At 33.6% G+C, this 26109-nt stretch carries 18 protein-coding genes; 6 read left to right on the top strand and 12 right to left on the bottom strand.

Translation table 11 applies throughout. The features are described from left to right. Positions 1-9 precede the first annotated feature (9 nt). From ACWA1B_RS07545 to thrA, 6 genes are all read right to left on the bottom strand, one after another. On the bottom strand, positions 10-831 hold the full coding sequence (locus ACWA1B_RS07545; protein ID WP_456905588.1) for a hypothetical protein: 822 nt from the start codon (positions 829-831) through the stop codon (positions 10-12). Between the two features lie 327 nt (positions 832-1158). Then, the gene (locus ACWA1B_RS07540) at positions 1159-1986 is read right to left on the bottom strand and encodes a hypothetical protein (RefSeq protein WP_456905586.1); all 828 of its coding nucleotides are present in this window, start codon (positions 1984-1986) and stop codon (positions 1159-1161) included. Positions 1987-2132: 146 nt separating this feature from the next. After that, positions 2133-3215 carry a DUF4238 domain-containing protein gene (locus ACWA1B_RS07535; RefSeq protein WP_456905584.1) on the bottom strand — a complete coding sequence of 361 codons (1083 nt, stop codon included), beginning with the start codon at positions 3213-3215 and terminating at the stop codon, positions 2133-2135. 194 nt (positions 3216-3409) lie between these two features. After that, positions 3410-4699 carry a threonine synthase gene (gene thrC / locus ACWA1B_RS07530; protein ID WP_456905582.1) on the bottom strand — a complete coding sequence of 430 codons (1290 nt, stop codon included), beginning with the start codon at positions 4697-4699 and terminating at the stop codon, positions 3410-3412. Positions 4700-5016: 317 nt separating this feature from the next. Then, positions 5017-5937: a homoserine kinase gene (locus ACWA1B_RS07525; RefSeq protein WP_456905580.1), complete on the bottom strand. Its 921-nt coding sequence runs from the start codon at positions 5935-5937 to the stop codon at positions 5017-5019. 148 nt (positions 5938-6085) lie between these two features. Further along, on the bottom strand, positions 6086-8533 hold the full coding sequence (thrA, locus tag ACWA1B_RS07520; RefSeq protein WP_456905578.1) for a bifunctional aspartate kinase/homoserine dehydrogenase I: 2448 nt from the start codon (positions 8531-8533) through the stop codon (positions 6086-6088). A gap of 563 nt (positions 8534-9096) precedes the next feature. Between thrA and hutH the strand changes: the two genes are divergently transcribed. The 4 genes from hutH to ACWA1B_RS07500 all read left to right on the top strand — a co-directional run bounded on the left by hutH (position 9097) and on the right by ACWA1B_RS07500 (position 13498). Beyond that, entirely contained in the window at positions 9097-10611 is a 1515-nt protein-coding gene (hutH, locus tag ACWA1B_RS07515; protein WP_456905576.1) for a histidine ammonia-lyase, read from the top strand. 48 nt (positions 10612-10659) lie between these two features. Beyond that, positions 10660-11304 carry a DUF47 domain-containing protein gene (locus ACWA1B_RS07510; protein WP_456905574.1) on the top strand — a complete coding sequence of 215 codons (645 nt, stop codon included), beginning with the start codon at positions 10660-10662 and terminating at the stop codon, positions 11302-11304. A gap of 30 nt (positions 11305-11334) precedes the next feature. Then, entirely contained in the window at positions 11335-12681 is a 1347-nt protein-coding gene (locus ACWA1B_RS07505; protein ID WP_456905572.1) for an inorganic phosphate transporter, read from the top strand. Between the two features lie 184 nt (positions 12682-12865). Next, complete coding sequence (locus tag ACWA1B_RS07500; protein WP_456905571.1) at positions 12866-13498, top strand: hypothetical protein; 633 nt, start codon at positions 12866-12868, stop codon at positions 13496-13498. 59 nt (positions 13499-13557) lie between these two features. Here the strand turns inward: ACWA1B_RS07500 and ACWA1B_RS07495 are convergent, their stop codons facing one another. The 3 genes from ACWA1B_RS07495 to ACWA1B_RS07485 form a co-directional block, all read right to left on the bottom strand. Beyond that, complete coding sequence (locus ACWA1B_RS07495) at positions 13558-14076, bottom strand: DUF421 domain-containing protein (protein ID WP_456905569.1); 519 nt, start codon at positions 14074-14076, stop codon at positions 13558-13560. A 97-nt stretch (positions 14077-14173) separates the two neighbouring features. Then, positions 14174-15544: a 30S ribosomal protein S6--L-glutamate ligase gene (gene rimK / locus ACWA1B_RS07490; protein WP_456905567.1), complete on the bottom strand. Its 1371-nt coding sequence runs from the start codon at positions 15542-15544 to the stop codon at positions 14174-14176. A gap of 140 nt (positions 15545-15684) precedes the next feature. Continuing rightward, positions 15685-18231 carry an ATP-dependent Clp protease ATP-binding subunit gene (locus ACWA1B_RS07485; protein WP_456905565.1) on the bottom strand — a complete coding sequence of 849 codons (2547 nt, stop codon included), beginning with the start codon at positions 18229-18231 and terminating at the stop codon, positions 15685-15687. A gap of 258 nt (positions 18232-18489) precedes the next feature. On the opposite strand from ACWA1B_RS07485, the gene gyrA reads away from it, so the two are divergent. Both gyrA and ACWA1B_RS07475 read left to right on the top strand, forming a co-directional pair. Further along, entirely contained in the window at positions 18490-21129 is a 2640-nt protein-coding gene (gyrA, locus tag ACWA1B_RS07480; RefSeq protein ID WP_456905563.1) for a DNA gyrase subunit A, read from the top strand. A 41-nt stretch (positions 21130-21170) separates the two neighbouring features. Next, a complete protein-coding gene (locus ACWA1B_RS07475) occupies positions 21171-22439 on the top strand; it encodes a tetratricopeptide repeat protein (RefSeq protein WP_456905561.1) in 1269 nt (422 codons plus the stop codon). A 70-nt stretch (positions 22440-22509) separates the two neighbouring features. Here the strand turns inward: ACWA1B_RS07475 and ACWA1B_RS07470 are convergent, their stop codons facing one another. From ACWA1B_RS07470 to ACWA1B_RS07460, 3 genes are all read right to left on the bottom strand, one after another. After that, entirely contained in the window at positions 22510-22929 is a 420-nt protein-coding gene (locus tag ACWA1B_RS07470; RefSeq protein WP_456905559.1) for an OsmC family protein, read from the bottom strand. Positions 22930-23112: 183 nt separating this feature from the next. Continuing rightward, positions 23113-25101: a DUF349 domain-containing protein gene (locus ACWA1B_RS07465; protein WP_456905557.1), complete on the bottom strand. Its 1989-nt coding sequence runs from the start codon at positions 25099-25101 to the stop codon at positions 23113-23115. 247 nt (positions 25102-25348) lie between these two features. Beyond that, complete coding sequence (locus tag ACWA1B_RS07460) at positions 25349-26101, bottom strand: lipid A phosphoethanolamine transferase (RefSeq protein WP_456905555.1); 753 nt, start codon at positions 26099-26101, stop codon at positions 25349-25351. Between the last annotated feature and the right edge of the window lie 8 nt (positions 26102-26109).

Below are 26109 nucleotides of genomic sequence, written 5' to 3'. Positions count from 1 at the left end.
TATTTAGTCCTATCGTTTAGCCAGCGGAGGACTTTTTTTTGCTCTCTTTTTTAATTGCTCATTAATGTTAATCACAGCATATTCGCTAATATTTATTGTAGCATATCTTAAAAAGCTTTTAGCCATTACAATTGCTGTTTTATCCGTTTTTTGAATATAGTTTTTGGGATTGTAATTGTTATTACTAGTTTGCACCGAAATTTCTTCAGGTATTTCCTCATTGAGATCATAGTCCCAATTCTTTTCAATAAAGATATTACTTGCGCCAATTTTTTTGAATCCATAAAAAGAAGCCGTTAAATCTTCATCATAATAAGACGAATAGTCGCGATCATGATAAGACGTTTTGTAATTTCCGTTTTTGCTCACGGCGATAGAATCTAGAACTAAATTCAGTTTATTGGTATCTTGTAATTCCTTTTCAAATATTTTTTTGCAAATCAAGAAAGAATCAATTTTAACATAGGAATCAGCATGTATTTCCAGTGCCTCCATAGGATTTGCTTCTGTTCCATCCGATTGAAATTCCACGTTGAATAAGATAAATTCATTTTTAGAGGTATTTAAAATTCCGTCTTTATTAGAAACTCTAAATTTTAAAGGTTTTGAGCCGTTGATTGTAACTTCGTGATTACTATAAGAAGAAAGCCTGATTGTATCTAAAACGCCATGCGTAATCAAAGTGTCTTCGGAATTAAAAATTAACGTGTCCGATTTGCCATTCCCCACAATTGTAATTTTGGGGTTATCTCTTCTGCAGGAAACTAAAGAAATAAAAAAGATAATAATTAAGGAATTAAGAATGGTTTTTTTGAGTAATTTTTGTTGCATCTCTTTAAAGGGATTTATTAAATTTTAGTTTATTGGTAGTGTCAAACATAGCAATTTTACTTACAAAAAACTAATCTGTTTAAAAATAAAAAGCCACAACAAAGAGCGTAAAAATCTCTTTATTTGTGGCTTAAAACTATTTTAAAAGGATGAAATATTATTCAATTGCTAGCGCAAGCGTCACGGCTGTGCGAAGTCTCCTGACTTCGCACCCATTGCTATATTTCGTTTGCATTGCTCATTGGAATGGGTACGAAGTCGGGAGACTTAGCACAGCAATCGTAGTTATTAATTAAGTAAACTTCGTAGAGCGGGTGAGCAATTACTTTATTTTCTTTTTTTCAAAGTGTCTTGTTTTTTTAATGCATCAGGATTTTTTTGGATAAATTGTTTTTCCCACTTTATGTTTAATTCTTTTATTTCTATAAAGTTTTTTGAACTATTGTTTTTTATACTATCCAGTTTGTCCAAAATTTGAATAGTATTTTTTGAATCATCAATTGAATTATTTCCCCAAGGATTCCAGATACCAAAAATTCCTAAGATTATGGCTATTGCAATGCCAAACCACGCAACAAATAAATTTTGTCTATGTTTTCTGTCTTCTTTTGGAATAAATTTATTTTTAACTAAGTCAATAATTTCTTCGTTTGGAAATATAGGTCCTAAAATGTTGTTGACTAAATCATAGTAACCATTGAATAAAACTCCTTTTAATATTAATTGGTTGTCAATATTTCTTATATCATCAGGTTGATTTGAAAGTAAATAATCACCCTGATCATTTAGATTTACTATATTTCCAACTTGAGCGTTAGGAGCTAAATTAAATTCTGAATATATAGTTTCAAAGGGTGAAAAAGGAGCTGAAGGAATTTCAATTGATATATATCTGTTTTCTTTTAAATATGACAAAAGATTTAATAACTCAAAAAGCTCAAAAAAACTTCGCCTAGATTCATTTTGGTCATTATGGATGTTTGGATTAACATAATATAAAACATCTCTTGTTGTATGATTTATAATTAAAGCTTTTTGGTTATTTGCTGTGAAGAAAAAATATTCTAGAAATTCTTTGGTGAGTGGTAATTTATTAACATCTATTTCGCTGATCTTTTTTATTATATTTTTTTCTCTGACGTTAAATTCTCTCATAAAGTTTTTTTATATTGGCTACAACGTTCTGGCGTTTGGCGAGGTTAACTACTAAATTAACTTTATCTTTCGGTTAAGCACTATTTTTTTCAAATACAAAACCATCTTTAAATTTTGGCTAAAACCTCAATCTCGCCAAACGGTTGTTAGCGGTGTCTTTTTCGTTCATATAGTTTTTGTGAATGTTTTCTAAGTTGTGCCATAGAATTATTCAATTTTTTAGCTTGTCCTTTTGAATGTATTCTCATAAATGATAAATTCAATTTAGTTTCGACATCAGTTGAACCGATTACAATCAAATTTGGCTTTCCTGCTTTAATTAATGATTCTGTGTCAATACCGTCTTTATATAAATAAGTTAAATTTGATTTTGCAGAATTTGCACGGGTAAATTTATTGGCTCTTGAACTGAGATATTTTATATAGTTTTCATTAGCATTCTCGTTGAAGTATATTGTACTAAAACAGTTCACAAATTGCAGAATATTTAAGTTATCAACGTCTTGCTCATTTGTAATATTAATAATCTTTTGTTTTCTATCTCCCACTTTGTAAATAGCTGAATCATAAAAAACTAATGTTAATGCAGAAGTGATTGGAATAAATATTTGGAGACCATCCAAACCATATCCAGATTTAGAGCCAATCCATTTTTTTAATTCTAAATACTGATTATATTTTACAATTGGGAAATCTGAAGTTATAAATGGTTTAGTAGTTGTATTTGAAAGAATTTTATATTCTAAATCTCCAATTTCAGGCACAACCTCTAATATATTGCCAAGAGACATTTGTACCGCTTGTTCATGGGTAATACTAGGGATAAAATTATCAGGATTTGCAGTTGAGTCAAGTTCTTTAATACGATTTCTCACTTGTTCAAATCCATCTTTCATTAAACGTATCCTAACTGGATTTCTTAAATCAGTTAAAACAATAAAAAATAGTAGATTAATATGATCATTTGAAAGCTTATTAGGAACTATTTTGTTAGTAATTAAATTTTTTAGAGTTGTTCCTAGATGTCCTTCAATTTCTGATAAGTCGTCTTCAATTTGACCATCTTGTCCATAAAAGAAATTCTTAGAACCTTGACTTTTAAGTTTTCCTCTATGAATGAATACTTTATTATCAATATTAAATACCCCAATTTGCTTTCCATTATTTTCAACGGAAAATTTTCTCAAATAAAATTTCGGTATATAATGTTGGTTTTTCTTTTCAGTCATTTGTTTTTACTTGGTAAAATCACCGCTAACTCATTTATAGGCGAAGGTCTGTTTTCGTTTTCTTATTTATCAAATATAAGTACTTTTCATTACTAATTTTTACGGATTTCCGTAGTTGAAATATTTATTATGCGCTATTCAATAAAAAAGCGAGTAATTTTTTTTACTCGCTTTAATCGTTTATTATATGTTTTTTACCCCAAAAAATCCTTCAACTCCTCATAACTAGAAATCTTCACACTAACTTTCTCCTCATTAATAACACTCTCAATTTGAGCAGGAATAGGAAGCGTAATTCCTAAAGCAGGTTCAACAACATCCAAAAACTTAATAGGATGTGCCGTTTCTAAGAAAATACCAATGGCGTTAGGGTGTTTCTCCAATTCTTTTTTCAAACCTAAATAACCAACAGCGCCGTGTGGTTCTGCGATATAACCGTCTGTGTTATAAATTTTCTTTAGGGCAACTAAAGTTTCTTCATCAGTATAACTATAAGAAGAAAAGTCTTTTTCAAACGCTTTTAAGTCATTATTGTATAATTCCTGAATTCTAATAAAGTTACTTGGGTTTCCAACGTCCATTGCGTTAGAGATTGTGGCTTTAGAAGGTTTTGGATCGTATTTTCCGTTTTCTAAGAATCTTGGCACTGTGTCGTTTACGTTTGTAGACGCAACGAAATGCTCAATTGGCAAACCTAATTTCTTTGCCATAATTCCAGCGCAGATATTTCCAAAGTTGCCGCTTGGGCAAGAGAAAACTAAAGGTTTGTTTTGGCTTTTCAACGCTTTGTAAGCAAAGAAGAAATAAAACATTTGCGGTAACCAGCGCGCAATATTAATAGAATTCGCCGAAGTCAGGTTTTTGTGCGCTAAAGTTTCATCTAAAAATGCTTTTTTCACCATATCCTGGCAATCGTCAAAAACGCCGTCAACTTCAAGTGCTTTAATGTTTTGCCCTAAAGTAGTCAATTGTTTTTCCTGAATATCGCTCACTTTTCCTGACGGATATAAAATCACAACATCAACGCCATCAACGCCTAAAAATCCGCTGGCAACAGCTCCGCCTGTATCTCCGGAAGTAGCTACTAAAACCGTGTTTTTAGCATCTTTTTTATCTTTATTGAAATAGCCCAAACAACGTGACATAAAACGCGCTCCAACGTCTTTAAACGCCATTGTTGGCCCGTGAAATAATTCTAACGAATAGATTCCGTCTTCGACTTTCACCACCGGAAAATCAAAAACTAAAGTTTCAGCAATTATTTCTTTTAATTTATCTGCAGGTATTTCATCGCCAACGAATTGTTTGATGGCTTCATAAGCGATTTCTTCGTGGCGTAAACTTTCGATTTTATCAAAAAATGCAGTATCTAAAGCGGTGATATTTTCCGGGAAATATAATCCTTTGTCACTCGCTAATCCTTGTATTACGGCTTCTTTAAAAGAAACTTTTGGGGCATTATGGTTTAAACTGTAGTATTTCATTGGTTGTTTTTTTTTAACCGCAAAGAACGCAAGGAATTGGTTTCTTTTGAAAACGCAGAGATCGCAAAGCTTTGTGGTTATATTTTTTATTCAATAATTATTTTTAAGCATTTTTGTCATTTCAACGAAGGAGAAATCTTCGCAAGTAACTTCGTTCCAATAAGTCAATCTTTGTAGAGCTTCTCGTGGAGATTTCTCCTTCGTCGAAATGACAAACTGCACGGTTATGTATTGTGTCTATACTTTACGGTGGCTTCGACTCCGCTCAGCCTGACAAACTTTGTCTTAATACTTAATTCTTCGCACTTAATACTTCTCTACAAAATCCTTACACCATCAGGATTAATCTTCGAAACGTGAATTTCATAAGGTAAATTCATTTTTTCGTAAACGTCGCTCATGGCTTTGGCGATTTTTTCGGCGGTTTCTTTTCCTCTGCTTAAAGCGAAAATCGAAGGGCCAGAACCTGAAATTCCAGAACCTAATGCGCCGTTTTCGTAAGCTGTTTGTTTGATTTGATCGAATCCTGGAATCAAAACGCTTCTTAAAGGCTCCACAATTTCGTCATGAAGCGATCTTCCAATCAATTCGTAATCTTTGGTGTATAAACCAGCGATTAATCCGCCTACATTTCCCCATTGCATGATGGCGCTTTTCAAGGAAACGTTTTGTTTTAAAACCGAACGTGCATCAGAAGTTTTCAATTCAATTTGTGGATGGACTACCGTTGCGTACAATTCCTCTGGACTGTCAATTCGGATAATATCAAGCGGAGCATAACTTCTTACCAAAGTAAATCCGCCTAAAAGGGCAGGAGCAACGTTGTCGGCATGCGCGTTTCCGCTGGCTAATTTCTCGCCCTGCATCGCAAATTGAACCAAATCTTTGCGAGAATACGGTCTTCCTAATAATTCATTTATCCCGAAAACCGCTCCGGCAGAACTAGCAGCACTGCTTCCGATTCCGCTTCCGGCTTTTATGTTTTTATAAATTTCGATTTCGAATCCAAAATCCAGTTCGTCTAAAGTCGCAAGCATAGCCAAAGCCGCAACTCCGGAAACGTTTTTCTCGGTTTCCAAAGGCAAATCGGCACCCACAATTTTAGTGATTCGAACTCCTTTTTGATCGACTTTTCGAACAATCATTTCATCGCCCGCATTGTCTAAGCAAAGTCCAAGTACGTCAAATCCGCACGAGAGGTTTGCAATTGTAGCGGGACAGAATAGTTTAATTTCCATTTTTAAGGTTCTGAGGTTCTAAGATGCTAAGATTCTAAGGTTTCTGTAGCAACTTTTTATTTTTAGTTTCTAAGGCTTTGAGATTCTAAGAGGCTAAGATTAGTTTTGAAAAAACTCAGAACCTTAGCATCTTAGAACCTTAGCACCTTTAAATATTTCCTATTCGAATAACGTCAGCAAAAATTCCCGAAGCTGTAACGGCTGCTCCGGCACCGGCGCCTTTGATCAATAAAGGCTGATCTACGTAACGATCTGTGTAGAACAATACGATATTGTCTTTTCCTTCTAAATTGTAAAAAGGATGATCTTTTGGAATGAATTGCAGACTAACTCTTGCTTTTCCGTTTTCGAATTGCGCCACGTATTTCAATCTTGAATCTTTTGCTAAAGCTTCGTTGTAAATGCCTTCAAAATGAGCAGCGTGTTTGATTAACGAAGCGAAGAAATCTTCGTTGTTTGTTGTGGCTAAACATTCTGCTGGTAAAAACGATTCATTTGCAATGGCATCGATGTCCATTTCGTAACCGCTTTCGCGAATTAGAATCAGGATTTTACGAGCCACATCAACACCGCTTAAGTCGATTTTTGGATCTGGTTCTGTGAAACCTTGAACTCCGGCTTCTTTTACCACATCGTGGAAAGAATTGTTTTTATCAAAATTGTTGAAAATAAAGTTCAAACTTCCAGATAAAACGGCCTGAATTTTATGCACTTTATCACCAGATGCAATAAGGTTTTTTACAGTATCAATAATTGGTAATCCCGCACCAACATTCGTTTCAAATAAAAACGGAGCGTTGTACTGGCGAGATAAGCTTTTTAATTTTTTATAATTATCATACGCAGATGAACAGGCAATTTTATTACAAGTTACAACGGCAATACTTTCTTTTAAGAACTTCTCATACATTTCAGAAACGCTTGCATTTGCTGTAATATCAACAAAAATACTGTTACGTAAATTCAGTTCTTTGGCGCGAGCGATGAATTCTGTTGGAATTGCTTCTTCTCCTTTATCCAAAGTCAATTGCCAATCTTTTAATGAAATTCCGTCTTCGTCAAAAAGCATTTTTCTTGAGTTTGACAATGCAATTACGCGAACATTAATCTTTAAATTTTCTTTTAAGAACTTTCTTTGATTGTGAATTTGTTCGATGAATTTTTCTCCTACATTTCCAACTCCCATTACGAATAAATTCAGCTGTTTTGTGTTTTCTTCAAAGAAATTTTCGTGTAAAGTGTTCAATGCTTTTTTAACGTCTCTTTCGTTAATTACAGTTGAGATATTTCTTTCCGAAGCTCCTTGTGCGATGGCACGAATGTTTACGTTGTTTTTTCCTAAAGTGCTGAACATTCTTCCGCTTAAACCTTGGTGATTTTTCATGTTCTCACCAACCAAAGCAATAATGCAAAGGTCTTTTTCTACATAACAAGGATCGATTTTGTTCTGTGCAATTTCAATTTCAAAAGCTCTGTTAATTGCAGCTTCGGCATTGTCAGCATCCGAATTTAAGATTCCGATACAAATTGAATGCTCAGAAGAAGCCTGAGTAATAAAAATCACGTTGATTTTTTCCTGAGACAACACTTCAAATAAACGACGAGAAGAACCCGCAACTCCAATCATTCCCGGACCTTCAAGTGTTAGAAGCGAAATATTGTCAATATGGCTGATTCCTTTTACAACAGTATCTTTTGATAAAACAGTATCAGAAATTAAAGTTCCTACTGCTTCTGGCTCAAAAGTATTTTTGATCAGAATAGGAATGTTTTTTCTTAAAACCGGCTGAATTGTTGGCGGATACAAAACTTTGGCACCAAAATGCGACAATTCCATTGCTTCTTGATACGAAATGTTCGCAATTGGCTGTGCTTGTTTTACGATTTTAGGATTTGCAGTAAACATTCCATTTACGTCAGTCCAGATTTCAAGTTGTTCTGCATCGATTGCTCCGGCAATAATGGCGGCAGTATAATCAGATCCGCCGCGTCCTAAAGTTGAAGTAATTCCGTCTAAAGTCTGCGCGATAAAACCTGGCAGAATATTGATTTTTGATTCATTCGAAGCAAAATATTCCTGAATTAATTTGTTTGAAATTTCGAAATTCACAACCGCTTTTCCAAAATCAGCATTTGTTTTAATCAACTCACGACTGTCTTTGTAAACTGCGTCATTGTTAATTTGCTCGTAGGCTTTAGCAATAATGAATGAAGATAACAATTCTCCAAAACTTAAAATAGTATCAGCCGTTCTTGGAGATAATTCGCCCAATAAGAAACAGCCGTCTAATAAAGTTTCTAAGTGATTTATGATTCTTTTTACATGACTTAGCAAGCTGCTTTGCTCGCTTACCGGAATTAATTCTTTTAAAGTGTCAAGGTGTTTTTTCTCGATTTCAGCAACGATTTCTCTAAAGTTTTCGTCATTTGCTGCCGCTTTAGCTGCCGCTGACTGAAGTAAATCCGTTACTTTACTAAGTGCAGAAACTACAACAACTAATTTATCTTTTTCAGCTTTTTGTTTTACAATTTCGAGAACGAGTTTTATATTTTGAGCATTGGCTACCGAAGTTCCGCCAAATTTTAATACTTTCATTTTTGATATTTTTTTCTTTTTATGCAAATATTTTTATGTATCTAATAACTCTCTTCTTTCAAGAAAAAAGTATAGGTAACCTAGGATTATATGTGAAAATGTATACCCCTAAGGGGTAGTAGTTGTTGTAGTAGAAATAAAGGTAGCAGCAATTGCAGTTCTAGTTTGAACTGTCATTGTAGATTGATATTTTATGCTGTTACTTTTCATTTTTGATTTTTCAAAAGTACAGCTTTTAAGTAGGATTAAAAACTCTGAAAGGCTTTTTGCGAATATTTTAATAATTCAAATTTCAAAAAATCAATATTGAGTATTTGTTAAAATTCGGCAATCTAAATTGATGTTTTGATATATTTAAGATTGATTCTTTTGCGGACAAAACATATATAATGAATTGATTTTTAACAAAATTCTTGTCGAAAAATGTTGATTTTGGCCAAATTTCGGATTGCTGAATAAATAAAACTTAAGAATTGCTCTGATGTGATTTTTAATTATTGTGATAAAATGTTGCTTTTTAATATTGATTTGTTGAATTTTGACGTCTTAAATTTAAAATAATCATGAGAGAGATTCATTATATAAGTACTGAAACGATAACTTTAGAAACATTACAAGAGATTTTAGTTAATGATAAAACACTTGAATTATCTGAAGAAGCAAAAGTGAACGTTCAGAAATGCCGTGATTATCTAGATAAAAAAATGTCGACGCATTCTGCGCCTATTTACGGAATCAATACTGGTTTTGGATCACTTTACAGTGTGAAAATCTCAAATGAAAATCTTTCTAAACTTCAGGAAAATCTAGTAAAATCGCATGCTTGTGGTACTGGCGAAGAAGTTCCTGTTGAAATCGTAAAAATGATGTTGTTACTTAAGATTCAATCTTTAAGTTATGGGCATTCCGGAGTTCAGCTAATCACATTGCAACGTTTAGTTGATTTTTATAATAATGATATTCTTCCTATTATTTATACACAAGGTTCGCTTGGTGCTTCTGGAGATTTAGCCCCACTTGCACATTTGTCTTTACCTTTATTAGGAGAAGGCGAAGTGCTTTTTGCAGGAAAGAAAATGGCTTCTGCCGAAGTTTTAAAACATTTTAACTGGGAACCAATTGTTTTGCAGTCAAAAGAAGGCTTGGCTTTGTTAAACGGAACACAGTTTATGAGTGCTTACGGAGCTCATATTTTAATCAAAGGTTATAAGTTATCTTATTTAGCGGATTTAATCGGGACTATTTCACTTGAAGGTTTTGATGGAAGAATCGAGCCTTTTAATGAATTGATACATTATATACGTCCGCACAAAGGACAAATTGTAACGGCACAACGAATTGCAGAATTCTTAGACGGAAGTGAAATTATCGCTCAAGAAAAGAAACACGTTCAGGATCCGTATTCTTTCCGTTGTATGCCGCAAGTTCACGGCGCTTCAAAAGATGCGATTGATTATGTTCGAAAAGTATTTAAAACCGAAATTAATTCGGTTACGGATAATCCAAATATATTTGTTGAAGCAGATCAGATTATTTCGGGAGGAAATTTCCACGGACAGCCATTGGCTTTAGCTTTAGATTTTATGGCAATTGCTTTAGCAGAATTGGGAAGTATTTCTGAAAGAAGAACCTATCAGTTAATTTCAGGATTGCGAAATCTTCCTGCGTTTTTAGTTGATAATCCGGGATTGAATTCAGGATTTATGATTCCGCAATATACTGCGGCAAGTATTGCGAGCCAGAATAAGCAATTGGCAACGCCAGCAAGTATTGACAGTATTGTTTCGAGTAATGGTCAGGAAGATCATGTAAGTATGGGAGCAAACGGAGCTACAAAAGCGTTACGTGTTTTAGATAATTTGGAGCGAATTTTGGCAATCGAATTAATGAATGCATCGCAGGCAATTGCGTATAGAGAGCCTTTGAAATCAAGCGATTTTATCGAAATGTTTTTAAGTAGTTATCGTGAAGTTGTGCCTTTGGTTAAAGAGGATAGAATCTTACATTATGATATTGAGAATACAATTTTGTTCTTAGACAGTTTTCAAATTGAAAACGATTTGTTAACAATGGCTTAACATTATAGAATATTATTGAAGTAATTTTGCACTATCAAAAATATAAAAATGTCAATAAACAGTATTTTCCAATTTTTAGTGCCGAAAGACAAGAAATTCTTTCCACTTTTTGAAGAGGCTTCAAGCAATTTAATTGAATTAGCATCTAACTTACACGAAGCTGTAAACTTACCATTGAAAGAAAGAGAAGTTCTTTTTCAGAAAATTGATGAATTAGAGCAAAAAGGAGAAGACATTACGCGTCAAACTAACTTGGAATTGAGTAGAAACTTTATTACTCCATTTGATAGAGAAGATATTCACACCTTAATTACTTCAATTGATAACGTTGCAGATTACCTTCATGGAGCTGCAAGTCGTATGAGATTGTATCAAGTTGACAAGATTACAAAATCAATCAGAAAAATGACAGAAATCAACCTTGAAGCTTGTCAAAATATTGATAGTGCTGTAAAAGAGTTGAGCAACTTGAAAAACATGAAAATTATTAAAGATTCATGTGCCAGAATCAACAAACTGGAAAACAAATCTGATAACGTCTATAACAAAGCAGTTTTTGAAATTTTTGAAAACGAAACAGACGCTAAAAATATTATTAAATATAAAGAAGTGTTATCTGTTTTAGAATCAGCAACAGATAAATGTAAGAGTGTTGCGAATATACTAGAATCTATTTCTGTAAAACATTCTTAATTCAATTTTTCATTCTGAAGTTATAATTTTATGACGCTACTTATATTAATTATAGTATTAGCCTTAATTTTTGATTACATCAATGGTTTTCATGATGCGGCAAATGCTATAGCGACTGTTGTTGCTACAAAGGTTTTAACGCCTTTTCAGGCGGTTCTTTGGGCAGCATTTTTTAACTTTTTAGCTTATTGGGTTTTCGGATTTGGTGTTGCAGATACTGTTGCTAAAACAGCGCACACAATGGAAATCAACCTGGTAGTGATTCTTGCCGGAGTTATTGCGGCAATCTGCTGGAACTTATTGACTTGGTGGCTTGGAATTCCTTCAAGTTCTTCACATACACTTATTGGAGGTTTTGCCGGAGCAGCCGTTGCGCACGCTATCGCAGTTCACGGTTTTTCGGGATATGTTGGTGAAGATGGAGCTACTCATTACTGGTACGAAATTGTAAGCTGGTATAAAGCCGGAAAAGATGGCGGAATGCCTTCGGGAGTTCTTATTATTATTGCTTTTATTGTTCTAGCGCCTTTATTAGGAGCTTTGGCATCGTATTTAATTTCTATTTGGTTGTTGAATGCTTCTCGTAAAAGTATTTGGCCTAAAGTATTTACTGTAGGCTTAATGATTGCAACTGTTTGGTTTGTATATACACAAATGGTTCCTTATGAAGAAATTATAAAAGATGGTCATAAAGGAAGATTTGATTCTCATTTTTGGAGTGTAGCTTTCGATCCTCATAATATTAAATGGTTTTTAGTAGCCTTTATTATATTAACGGTAAGTGCATTTTGTTTGATATTTAGTAGTTTGAATCTTCATCAAGCTGATGCTGCTTTGAAAAAAATGCAATTATTATCTTCTGCGGCTTTTAGTTTGGGGCACGGAGGAAATGATTCTCAAAAAGTAATGGGTATTATCGCTGCTGCTGTAGCGGTTTATATCAACACAAATCCTGGGGTTCACATGGATTCTTGGTTAGATGTTGTTCTTCCAAATGATGATTTGGGAATTAAAGGAGTGATGCCGGGATGGATTCCATTAGCTTGTTATTCTGCCATTGCAGCAGGAACTTTAAGTGGTGGATGGAAAATTGTGAAAACAATGGGTTCTAAAATCACAAAAGTAAGCTCATTTGAAGGAGTTGCTGCTGAAACTGCCGGAGCATTGACGCTTTATTTTACAGAGCATTTAAAAATTCCAGTAAGTACAACACATACTATTACAGGATCTATTATTGGAGTTGGATTAACAAAACGTGTTTCTGCAGTTCGCTGGGGAGTTACCGTAAGTTTAGTTTGGGCTTGGATTTTGACTATCCCAATTTCAGCTATATTAGCAGGTTTGGTTTATTTTGTACTGAGCGTGTTTATTTCGTAAAACGATTATTTGAAATGTGTGATATAAATTGCATTTTCTATAAAATATTAAAAAGCCGATTTCAATTTTGAAATCGGCTTTTTTTATGTCTTATAATGACAGTTTTAAACCTTATAGAAACTTTTAATTGCTTTTGTTTAATTGACCTTTGCAAGTTATTTGAAATATATTTATAGAGATAATTATGAAAGCAATTTTTGATAAACCATTAGTTTTTGATGGTGATGATGAAAAAGTAGTTTTGATTTATTCAAACTATATAATAGGAGATATTACCAAGGAAGACGCTAATTTAAGTATTGAAAAGATTAATAAAGAAGTATTTGATGCATCTTTTTTTGAATCTACAATTAAAATTGAAGATATTTTTGAATATGAGTTTGAACTAGATGTTGACAATTGTATCATGTTTAGTGTAAAAAATAATGATGGAACGAGTTACAAAAACGTTGAATTTAAAGATGTTGAAACTGCAAAAGCAGCAGAGCAATCTTTTAAAGATCAGTTTAAGCAACTAGGTTTTAAAAGAAAAGAAGAACAATTATCAGCAATGTCTGCATCTGTAACTCCATTAGTTGTTACGCTGATTGTTGGTATTATTGGAGGCGCGTTAACTTGGTTTGCATACGAACTTGAAGATTATGAAAATACAAGAACAAGAGTGGTAAAATGGTATGTTTATTTAATGGTAAAAATTTCTAAAGCTGTAGGATATTTACCGTTTTTAATTATAACTGCATTACTTGTTGTGTTATGTTTATTTTGGGTTGCTAAAAGAATGACTAATCCGCCTGTCAAGGTTAGTGCAGTGAAATAAAATATGTATGTTTTATAATTTAAAAGCCGATTTCATATATGAAACCGGCTTTTTCTGAATCAAAACTTCTGTAAATTCTTATGATTATGTTTTCGTTTAAAATGTGTTTGCTTTAGATTTTTTTCATCTTCAGAAATAATGCTGATTGTTCCGTCAATTTCGAGCATTGCCAGTTTTACATTTTTAAAGAATTCTATTCCGTGTTCTCTCATGGCTTCTTTTAATTCGTCATGCGAAATATCTAGTTTGCTAAGCGTTTTGAAATCTAATTTTCCGTCGTGAATTAAGATTTCAGGTTTGTCTAATAATAAATCTCCAAAAACTTTGTATTTGTGAGTCAGTTTTTTGATGATGAAGTTGATTATGAATAATACTAATGCTGCAATTAAGCCGCCAGTCAAACTTGTATCAGGGCCGACCATTGCATTCTGAACAGAGTTGCTAATTAATAAAATCAGAATTACATCGGCGGTATTCAATTGCGAAAGTTCTTTTTTACCGAATATGCGTAAAGCAATCGTCATGAAAAAATAAACGGCGGTACTACGTAAAACAATATCTAAATAAGGAAAAGCCATGTTTTTTATTTTAAAGTTAAATAAAAAAAGCTTTGCCAAAGTTCTTAACTTTGCCAAAGCTCCTAAAATATTCTTGAAATATTAAGTTAAAATAAATTTAGCTAAGCTTAAAATTTTTTTCAATTGCCTTAATCATTTCTCCAGCAACATCTTTGTTAGTTGCGCCTTCAATTCCTTCAAGACCTGGCGAAGAGTTTACTTCAAGTAATAAAGGTCCTTTTGAAGAGCGAATAATATCAACTCCTGCAACTTTTAAGTCCATTGCTTTTGCTGCTTTAATCGCGATTTTTTTCTCTTCTGCGGTTACTTTTATAACAGATGCTGTTCCGCCAAGATGAATATTAGCTCTAAATTCGCCCGGCATTGCTTCACGCTGAATGGCTGCAACGACTTTTCCATCAATTACAAAACAGCGAATATCTTTTCCGTTTGCTTCTTTGATGAATTCCTGAACTAAAATATTGGCATTTAAACTTTTAAAAGCATTGATAACACTTTCTGCTGCTTTTTTGGTTTCGGCTAAAACAACACCTTTTCCTTGCGTTCCTTCTAATAATTTTACAATTAGAGGTGAACCACCAACCATCTTGATTAAGTTGTCTGTATCAAGTGGAGAATTGGCAAATCCGGTTGTTGGAATATCAATTCCGCTATTTAAGAGTAATTGTAATGAGTATAATTTATCTCGTGATTGTGTTATAGCTGTAGCTGAATTTAAAACGAAAACCTTCAACGCTTCGAATTGACGTGTTAATGCGCAGCCATAAAAAGTGATGCTTGGTCTTATTCTAGGAATGATTGCGTCAAACTGATTTAATATTTTTCCGCCTCTGTAATGAATTTCCGGAGTTTTGGCGTCCAGTTTCATATAACATTCTTTGATGTTCAAAAAATGCATTTCATGACCGCGCATTTCGCCGGCTTCCATGATTCTTTTATTACTGTATAATTCTGGATTGCTGGCCAAAAGCCCAATTCGTAAACCAGAACTTGCTTTTTCTGAGTTTTGATATAATTCTTTTAAAGATTCGGCTGTAGGCTGCCCCAAGAGGTATTTTTGTTCTGGATCGACCAAAACTCTTCCGCTCATCGCTTCACGTCCTAAAAGCATGCGAAAACCCATCGAATCTCGATTGGTTAAAGTCATTTCGATTGGCCATTTTGCATCGCCAATTTTTAAACTGGTTTGGATAACATATCGATGTTCTCTAAAACCACTTGAGCTTTTTACGATTCTTTTGTCAACCAGTGGTGCTTCACAATGGATGATGGTTTTGATGTTATTCTGAATTGGATTAATGTCAAATTTTACCCAATTGGCATCATTTTTTATAAAAGGAGCTATGTTGATAGCGTGCATTGCCGAAGTTTTGGCACCAGAATCGACACGAGCTTTAATCGTTGGGATTCCGAGTTCTGGAAATGAGCACCATTCTTCGCTGCCTAAAATGACTTTTTGTTGAAGCATACGTTAATTTTATTATAGAATTTAAATTCAAAAGTAGCTATTTGCTTTTACTAAAGATAGTGATTTTTACAAAAAAAAAATACCCGTTATGTTATGAAAACGTAACGGGTAAGTTATTTGTGTTATAAATTTTAACTAATTTATTGATTTGTTGGCTCTTCAGCTTTGTGAATTTCTACCGATAATTCTTGTGAATCATCTTTTAAATCCATCATGATTTCATCACCAGAATGTATTTTTGAAGTGATGATTTCTTCGGCTAACAAATCTTCAACGTATTTCTGAATCGCTCTTTTCAATGGTCGTGCTCCAAATTGCTTATCAAAACCTTTTTCAGCAATAAATGCTTTTGCTTTGTCTGTCAAGCTTAATTTGTATCCAAGCTCAGCGATACGAGAATAAAGTTTTTTCAATTCGATTTCGATAATCAAATCGATATCCGCTTTTTCTAATGCATTAAATACAATTACGTCATCAATTCTGTTTAAGAATTCTGGAGCAAAAGTTTTTTTCAATGCATTTTCGATAATGCTTTTTGAGTTTTCATCAGCCTGAGCTGTTCTTGCCGCAGTACCAAAACCAACACCTTGTCCAAAGTCTTTCAATTGACGCGCTCCAACGTTAGATGTCATGATGATGATAGTGTTTTTAAAGTCGATTTTACGACCTAAACTATCTGTTAAATAGCCATCATCTAAAACCTGAAGCATCATATTGAATACATCTGGATGCGCTTTTTCGATCTCATCTAAAAGAACAACACAATAGGGTTTTCTGCGAACTTTTTCAGTTAATTGACCACCTTCTTCGTATCCAACGTATCCCGGAGGTGCTCCAACTAAACGAGAAATCGCAAATTTCTCCATGTATTCACTCATGTCAATGCGAACTAATGCATCTTCAGAATCAAATAATTCTTTTGCTAAAACTTTAGCTAGTTGCGTCTTACCAACACCAGTCTGACCTAAGAAAATAAATGAACCAATTGGTTTGTTCGGATCTTTAAGTCCGGCTCTGTTACGCTGAATAGAACGTGCGATTTTAAGAACCGCTTCGTTTTGACCAATTACTTTATTTTGAATTAATTCAGGTAATTTGGCTAATTTGTTGCTTTCTGTTTGTGCAATTCTGTTTACAGGAATTCCAGTCATCATTGAAACAACATCTGCTACATTATCTTCAGTAACTTCAATTCTGTTGTTTTTAGAGTCTTCTTCCCATTGTTCCTGAGCAACGGCTAGATCTTTTTCAATGCGTTTTTCGTCATCACGAAGTTTGGCAGCCTCTTCATATTTTTGTTTTTTAACTACCATATTCTTCATTTCGCGAACTTCTTCTAACTGACGTTCCAGATCTAAAATTTGTTTTGGAACATCAATATTAGTGATGTGAACACGTGATCCGGCCTCATCCATTGCATCGATCGCTTTGTCTGGTAAGAAACGTTCAGACATATATCTGTTTGTTAACTTAACACAAGCCTCAATTGCTTCTTGAGTATACGTTACATTGTGGTGATCTTCGTACTTGTCTTTTACATTGTTCAAAATAGCGATTGTTTCTTCAACAGAAGTTGGTTCTACAATTACTTTTTGAAAACGTCTTTCCAAGGCGCCGTCTTTTTCAATATATTGTCTGTACTCATCAAGAGTAGTAGCACCAATACATTGAATTTCGCCTCTTGCTAAAGCAGGTTTGAACATGTTTGAAGCGTCAAGCGAACCTGTTGCTCCTCCAGCACCTACAATAGTGTGAATTTCGTCAATGAAAAGAATGATGTCATCATTTTTCTCAAGCTCGTTCATTACGGCTTTCATCCTTTCCTCGAATTGTCCTCTGTATTTTGTTCCGGCAACTAAGCTGGCCAAATCAAGAGTTACGACACGTTTGTGGAAAAGAATGCGAGATACTTTCTTCTGGATGATACGCAAAGCGAGTCCTTCTGCAATAGCAGATTTACCAACTCCAGGTTCTCCAATAAGGAGTGGATTGTTCTTTTTTCTTCGGCTTAAAATTTGAGAAACGCGTTCAATTTCTTTTTCGCGTCCTACAACAGGATCCAGTTTTCCCTCCTCGGCCATTTCTGTTAAATCTCTCCCAAAATTATCTAACACCGGAGTCTTAGATTTTTTGTTTGACTTATTGGCGGGATTATTAAAACTACTTTCTTTAAGACTGTCATCTTGTCCTGAATCGTCATTGTATGACTCATTTCTTGGCAAGTTTTCTAAAAATTCTTCTTCGTTTGGCGTCATGTTTAGATATTGTTCTTTAGCTATGTCATAATCTATTTTTAGTTTATTCAATAGCTTGGTTGTTGGATCGTTTTCGTTTCGTAAGATGCATAAAAGCAGGTGCGCCGTGCTAATCGACGAGCTTTGAAATACTTTTGCTTCAAGAAATGTCGTCTTAAGGGCTCTTTCAGCCTGGCGCGTAAGATGAAGGTTTTTCTTTTCAGTGTTTATCTCAATGCTGTGATTGGCTGGACTCAGTATTTCTACTTTCCTGCGTAAATGATCTAAATCAACTGCTAGGTTATTAAGTATATGAATAGCTTTTCCGTTACCATCTCTTAAAATGCCTAGCATTAGATGTTCAGTACCAATAAAGTCGTGCCCCAGACGCAGAGCTTCTTCCTTACTGTATGTAATAACATCTTTTACTCTTGGTGAAAAATTATCATCCATAATATAGAATTCGTAATGTAAATTTAATTATTTACTGGTTGAAAAACAAAAATCATACCTATTGAGATCTGCTGTCAGCTAATTGACAAAAAAAATAACAATAAAAGAGTTAAAAAACGCTTAATTTATTAACTAAAAGCGAAAATAAAGTTGTTAATAAATCATTGAAATAAGTGTAAGGAAATAGCTGAAAAAATTTCAAAAAAACGTATCTTGGCACGCTTTGAAACTAATATAATTATTTAAACATAACAACTTATGTCTGAAGGAGAAAAGTTAATTCCTATTAACATTGAGGATGAAATGAAATCAGCTTACATCGATTATTCGATGTCAGTAATTGTATCGAGAGCACTTCCGGATGTTAGAGATGGCTTAAAACCAGTGCACCGAAGAGTTCTTTACGGAATGTATGATTTAGGTGTAACTTCAAGATCTGCCCACAAAAAATCTGCAAGAATCGTAGGAGAGGTTCTGGGTAAGTATCACCCACACGGAGATACTTCAGTTTATGATGCGATGGTTCGTATGGCTCAGGAATGGAGTATGCGTTATTTATTAGTTGATGGTCAGGGTAACTTTGGGTCTGTCGATGGAGATAGTCCTGCTGCAATGCGTTATACTGAGGCCAGAATGCGCAAAATTTCAGAAGATATTATGGCAGATATCGAAAAAGAGACAGTTGATTTTCAATTGAACTTTGACGATACTTTATACGAGCCAAAAGTAATGCCTACAAGAGTTCCTACTTTATTAGTAAACGGAGCAACTGGTATTGCAGTTGGTATGGCTACAAATATGCCTCCACACAATTTAACAGAGGTTATCAACGGTACATTAGCTTATCTTGATAATAACGATATCGAAATTGATGAATTAATTACACATGTAAAAGCTCCAGATTTTCCAACTGGAGGTGTAATATATGGATACGAAGGTGTTCGTGAAGCTTTCAAAACAGGTAGAGGTCGTATTGTAATGCGTGCTAAAGTTGGTTTTGAAGAAGTTGACGGAAGAGAATGTATCATTGTTACTGAAATTCCTTATCAGGTTAACAAAGCCGAAATGATCAAGCGTACAGCTGATTTGGTTAACGAGAAAAAAATAGAAGGTATTGCCAATATCCGTGATGAATCGGATAGAAATGGTATGCGTATCGTTTATATCTTAAAACGTGATGCTACACCAAACGTAGTTTTAAATACCTTATATAAATACACTCAATTGCAATCTTCTTTCAGTGTAAATAATATTGCATTGGTTAAAGGGCGTCCTCAATTATTGAATCTGAAAGATATGATTCATTATTTTATTGAGCACCGTCATGATGTTGTAGTTAGAAGAACACAATTTGAATTACGCAAAGCGGAAGAAAGAGCTCATATTTTAGAAGGATTAATTATTGCTTCTGATAATATTGATGAAGTAATAGCGTTAATCAGAGGGTCTAAAAATACAGATGAAGCAAGAGAGAAATTAATTGAAAGATTTAAATTGTCTGATATTCAGGCTCGTGCTATTGTTGAAATGCGTCTTCGTCAGTTAACTGGACTGGAGCAGGATAAATTAAGAGCCGAGTTTGACGAATTAATGAAATTAATTGAGCATTTGAAAGCTTTATTAGCGGACGTTAATTTAAGAACAAATTTGATCAAAGAGGAATTAATCGAAATTCGTGATAAATACGGTGATGAGCGTCGTTCTCAAATTGAATATTCTGGTGGAGATGTAAGTATCGAAGATTTAATTGCCGATGAAAATGTAGTAATTACAATTTCACACGCAGGTTATATCAAACGTACAAACCTTACTGAGTACAAAACGCAGAATAGAGGAGGAGTTGGGCAAAAAAGCGCAGGAACAAGAGATCAGGACTTCCTTGAGCATATGTTCGTGGCAACTAACCACCAGTATATGATGTTCTTTACGCAAAAAGGAAAATGTTTCTGGATGCGTGTTTACGAAATTCCGGAAGGAAGCAAAACAGCAAAAGGTAGAGCAATTCAAAACTTGGTGAATATTGAAAGCGATGATAAAGTAAAAGCTTTCATTTGTACACAAGATTTAAAAGACAAAGATTATATCAATACACATAACCTTGTAATGGTGACAAAACAAGGTCAGGTTAAGAAAACTTCTTTAGAGAAATATTCTAAACCTCGTGTGAATGGTGTAGCGGCTATTACCATTAAGGAAGGTGATGAGTTACTTGGTGCTCAGTTAACAAACGGAGAAAGCCAAATTATCTTAGCTGTTAAATCTGGTAAATTGGTTCGTTTTGAAGAAACTAAAACACGTCCGATGGGAAGAACAGCTTCTGGAGTTCGTGGAATTACACTGAAAGATGAAACGGATGAAGTAATCGGAATGGTGACAGTTGATAAAAATGATATTTCTGAATCACAAATTTTAGTTGTAACTGAAAATGGTTACGGAAAACGTACAAAATTAGTTGACGACGATGGTGAAGATGTTTACAGAATTACAAACCGTGGAGGTAAAGGTGTTAAAACGCTTAATATCACAGAAAAAACTGGAAAATTAATCTCAATCAATGCAGTAACAGATTCTGATGATTTAATGATTATTAATAAATCAGGATTGACAATCAGAATGGCGATTGAGGATTTACGTGTAATGGGTCGCGCAACTCAGGGTGTCAGATTGATTAACCTGAAAGGAAAAGATTCTATTGCCGCTGTAACTAAAGTAATGAAAGACGAGGCTGAAGAAGTTGTTGTTGATGAAGATGGAAATATTGTTGAGTCTGCAATAGAAAGAGTTAAGCCAGATCTTGATGAAGTTCTTGAGGATGACGGAACAGCAGATGACGATGATGACGCTGATGATGTAGTGGAGGACGAAGAAGAATCTGATGAGGAGGAATCTGAAGAATAATAAAAAAGAAAAATTAAAATTAAATATACAAATTGAATATTATGAAAAGTAAATATCTATTACTTGCTTCAGCGTTATTGATTTCAGCAGCAACTTTTGCTCAGAAAGATCAAATCAAAAATGCTGAGAAAGCTTTAAAAAGCGGAGATGCTCAAGGAGCAATTGCAATATTAAAAGATGCTGAAAATTTAGTAACAAATGCTAAAGATGTTGAGCAGGCTCAATACTATTTTGTTAAAGGAAATGCTTATTTGGATTTAGCGAATAAAAAAGTAGAAGAAGGTAAAAATTTGTCTGCTGCTGCTGAAAGCTATAAAACATTAATTGATGTTGAAAAAACTTCTGGAAAACAAAAGTATTCAACTCAGGCTGCTGCTTCAATTACTGAGATTAAAGGAAAATTAATCAATTCAGCTATTGCTGACTCTCAGGCTAGTAAACACAATGAAAGCGCAAAAAAATTGTATGATGCTTATCAATTGGATAAAAAAGATACAATCAATTTGTATTATGCTGCTTCTACAGCGGTAAATGCTCAGGATTACGATACTGCCTTGCCAATGTACGAAGAATTGAAAAAACTAAACTACTCAGGAAAAGGAACTCTTTATACTGCAGTAAATAAGATTTCAGGAAGTGAAGATGGTTTTGCTAATGCAAAAGATAGAGATTTAGCTGTAAAATTAGGAACTCACGAAAAGCCTAAAACAGAAGCAGTTCCTTCTAAAAGAGGAGAAATCTACAAAAACTTAGCTTTGATTTTAGTTCAAAAAGGAAAAACTGAAGAGGCTAAAAAAGCAATTGCTGATGCAAGAAAAACAAATCCAGAAGATACTTCTTTGATTCTTACAGAGGCTAACTTATATCTTGAAACTAAGGATTTTGATACATACAAAAAATTGGTTAATGAAGCTTTAGAGAAAGATCCTAACAACGCTGATTTAATTTTTAATTTAGGAGTTATCAGTGCTAATGCTAAAAATCCAGCTGATGCTGAGAAATATTATGCTAAAGCTATTGAAATCAAACCTGATTATGTAAATGCTTATATAAACCTTGCGGCATTAAAATTAGAGGCTGAAAAACCAATCATTGATGAAATGAATAAATTAGGTACATCAGCTAAAGATATGAAGCGTTACGATGTATTAAAAGCACAAAGAGAAGGTGTTTTCAAAAGCGTAATTCCTTACCTTAAAAAAGCAAACGAATTAGATCCTCAAAATGATGATGTTAAAAAGACGTTATTAGGAGTTTACAGCGCTCTAGAAATGACAGCTGAAGCTAAAGCTTTGAAAGCTAAAGGATAACAAGAATCCTGAATTTATAAAAAAAACCATCGACCTAAGTCGATGGTTTTTTTATGCGTTAAAGTTTTATTTAACTTACTAAAGTTGCATTCAATGTTATTGTTGTATTTAAAAGCTTGGAGATTGGACAAATTTCCTTTGCTTTTGCAGCTGTGGCATTAAATTCTTCTGATGAAATGGATGGAACTTTTCCTTTTAGCTCCAAGTGGATTAAGGTTATCGTTCCGTCTTCAAAAGTTACTGTCGCTTCTGTAGTTAAATTATCAGCGGTAAAACCTGCTTCATTCAGTAAAAAACTTAATTGCATCGTAAAACAGCCGGAATGTGCTGCAGCAACAAGTTCTTCTGGATTTGTTCCCACACCATCAGCAAATCTTGTTTTAAATGATAATTGTGCATTATCTAAAGTTGTGCTTTGGGTGCTTATTGTTCCTTTTCCTTCCATGCCGGTTCCCTGCCAATTGGCGTGTGCTTTTCTTGTAAATTTCATTTCTAAGATTTTTAAATTAATAATTGTATTTAAAATATTGATTGTCAGTTGTTACGATTGTATCAAATATAAGCAATATTTTGAAGTGTTGTTTTATCAATTTGTTATCATAAATTCCAGGGCAATAAAAAAGGCGTAATGAATATTTTCATTACACCTTTTTTTATTTGATTAAATCTGGCTTTATTCCTGATTTAAATTACGTAATTGTTTCAATTTGTCTTTCCATACTTCAAGGCTTTCTTTATGGATTGCTATGTTTTTGCGTACTTCAAGAACAATTGAGTTTTCTTTTTTAGCGTTTTTAGTATTCGTAAAGAACTGAATGTTGTTTTCTAATTGAAAAATTTCATTTTGAACTTCTTCGATTTTACGCATTATAAAAATCTTCTCATTATCTAATTTGCGTGTATCATTGCTGTCAGAAAGAGAATCTATACGATTAGAAAAACGCATCATCTCGCTTTCTTTTTTGCTTAGGCTTAATTTTTCAAAAAGCGCATCAAGGATTTTATTGAATTTTCCTTCAATATGACGTCTTGAAAAAGGTACTTTTCCGTAACCTTTCCAGATTTCAATATGTTGTTTAATGGCATCTAAATCTGTTTTGTGATCGCCAGTAAGTTGGTATGCTCTTAAAATGTCTAAATAAGCCTTTTTATTGTCAAAAGCCGCAACTTCATCCTGATTTTCTTCAGATTTATGTTCTTTTAATTTGTCAAAATAATGGTTGCAGGCATCTTTAAATTCTTTCCAGATTTTATCTGAATATTTTTTAGGAACGTGACCAATTTGTTTCCACTCTTCCTGAATTTGTTTCATGATCGGAGTAGTGCTGCCAAAATCAGTACTTTCTTGTAATTCTTTGGCTTTTGCAACCAAAGCCATTTTTTTATTTAAATTATCGTTTTGATCTTTTTTAATGTCTTTGTAAAACGAATTTTTAAATGCATTGAAATTTCTAACAGCAGTTTTAAAAGCTGCCCAGGTTTCTTCATTTACATCCGAAGGTACTTTTCCAGCTGCAAAAAAATCATTTCTCAGCGCTTCAACTTTTTGAATCTGCACAAGCCATTGCGAATGAGAATTGACTTTTTCAGTTCCTAAAACTTCAATTTTGCCTATTATTTCTTTCTTCACTTCAAGATTTTGTAGTTCGTTTGCTCTTTGGCTTTCAAACAATACTTCTCTTTTGTCATGAATTTTTTTAGTCAGTTCACTGAATTTGTTCCAAATAACATCGCGGTGTTCTTTTGAAACAGGACCAATATCTTCTTTCCAGATTCTGTGTAAATCCTGCAATTCACGAAATGCTTTGTTGATATCAGTTTCGTTGGCTAATTCTTCAACGCGTGTGATAATTTTTTGCTTTTGTTCCAAATTGTATTTGAAATCCAAATCTCTCGCTTCACGGTCTAAATGCAGATAATCATAGAAATTTTCTACGTGAAAATGGTAATTATTCCAAACATGATTATATTTATCTTTTGGAATTGCTCCGGCATTTTTCCATCTTTCCCTAAGTTCATTAAAGTGCTTAAGAGTATCTTTGATGTTTTCCTGCGGATTTATAAGTTCTTTGAGTTCTTCAACAATCGCAAGTCTGTTTTCTAAATTTGCTTTTAAATTAGTTTGTAAATGTTTAAAATGAGCATTTCTTTTTTCTCTAAAAACATTATAATATTCATCAAATTTAGATTTTAAAGGAGAATGATATTCAAATTCTTCATTTGGATCTTGCTTTGAAGCATTGAATTCCTCTTTTTTCTCTTCAATTAAATGATTGTATTGTAGCAAAAATGATTTTTTAATTTCTTCAATATGATCTTTAACAGACATCACTTTATCTGTCTGAATCAGTTTTTTTAGCTCATCAACAAGTGCATCTAATGAAAAAGTATCATAATCCTGCATAGGAATATCATGACGCTCTTTTAGCGTTTCATCTTCACCTTCTTCTGCATTAGAATTTGTGATGGCATCTAACGCATCTTGGTGATCATCTTCGGTCGTTTTTTCTTCTGTTTTAGTTTCTGTTTCCGAAACTGAATTTTCAGTAGCCTCTTCCGTACCCAATGTTTCTTCAATTGCGTTCTCTTGAATAGAATCAGTAGTGTCGATTCCTAATTTTCCGTCTGCTTCTTGCAGGTTATCATTCTTTTCTTCTAACATTTTAAATGTATAAGGTTTGTACTTTAAACAGTGCGAAAGATAGTAAAGGTGTTTCTAAATACAAAATAAATCGCTTGTTTATGCTTTATTTTACGATGAAATTCTTATTCTTTGTTCCGTTTTGTAAGTATGATATCTTAAATTTTGCTTTTTCTTTGAATGAAGTATAAATTTGAATTTGTTATAATTTTTTGGAAAAAGGAATCAAAAATGATGTTATAGGTCTAAATTTATTATAGATTTTAAACTAAAACAAAATTAATAATCCCATTTCTATACCAAAATTGTAAGATTTATCATCTCCAAATGCTGCACTTGGGTGTATATATGCAAGATTAGTTGGTGTGATTTTTCGCCCAAATTCAACAAAGGCATTATTTTGAAAACCGTCAAGAACGTAATTGTATCGAAATGCTACATCTGTTGCAATCCAGTTTTTGCCAAAGAACCATAAAAAATTATTTTCGAGGACTGTTACACTAACATCACTTCGGTTGTTTGAACCTGCAAAACTTTGGGAATGTTCTACGTCAGAAATCCATAAAAATTTTCTTTGTTTAAAATATCGGGCATAAAAAAGAGCTGGAATAACAACCCATTTTCCGCTTCCAAAACTTGGATCAGTAGCTGAGTTTGCTGTTACTCTTGTTCTAACAGCAAAACCTTCATTTTTCTTGAAATAGGGAATGTAACTAATTCCTGCACCAACATCACCAAGGCCGGTTTGGTTGATTGAATTTGAATTAGTTGAAATTAAAGGAAGGTCAAATCGAAGATTCCAGGATTTGTTTCCAATAGGGTGTAGGACACGTAAATTAGTAGTATTGAAGGAACCGTTTTTTGTATCTAAATATTCATTAAAAAGTAAAATAGTTTTTAAGAAATAATTAAAACGCGGTTCATTAAATGGACCATCCTTTCTGTTAATATCTTCATCTTGTGCTTTGACAGCAAATGAGAACAGAAAAAACAGGAAAATGTAAAGTAATTTTTTCTTCATAACTATCT

It is taken from the genome of Flavobacterium xizangense (assembly GCF_054075145.1).
The sequence above is the reverse complement of the archived record's forward strand: the minus strand, read 5'-3'. Positions and strand labels throughout refer to the sequence as shown.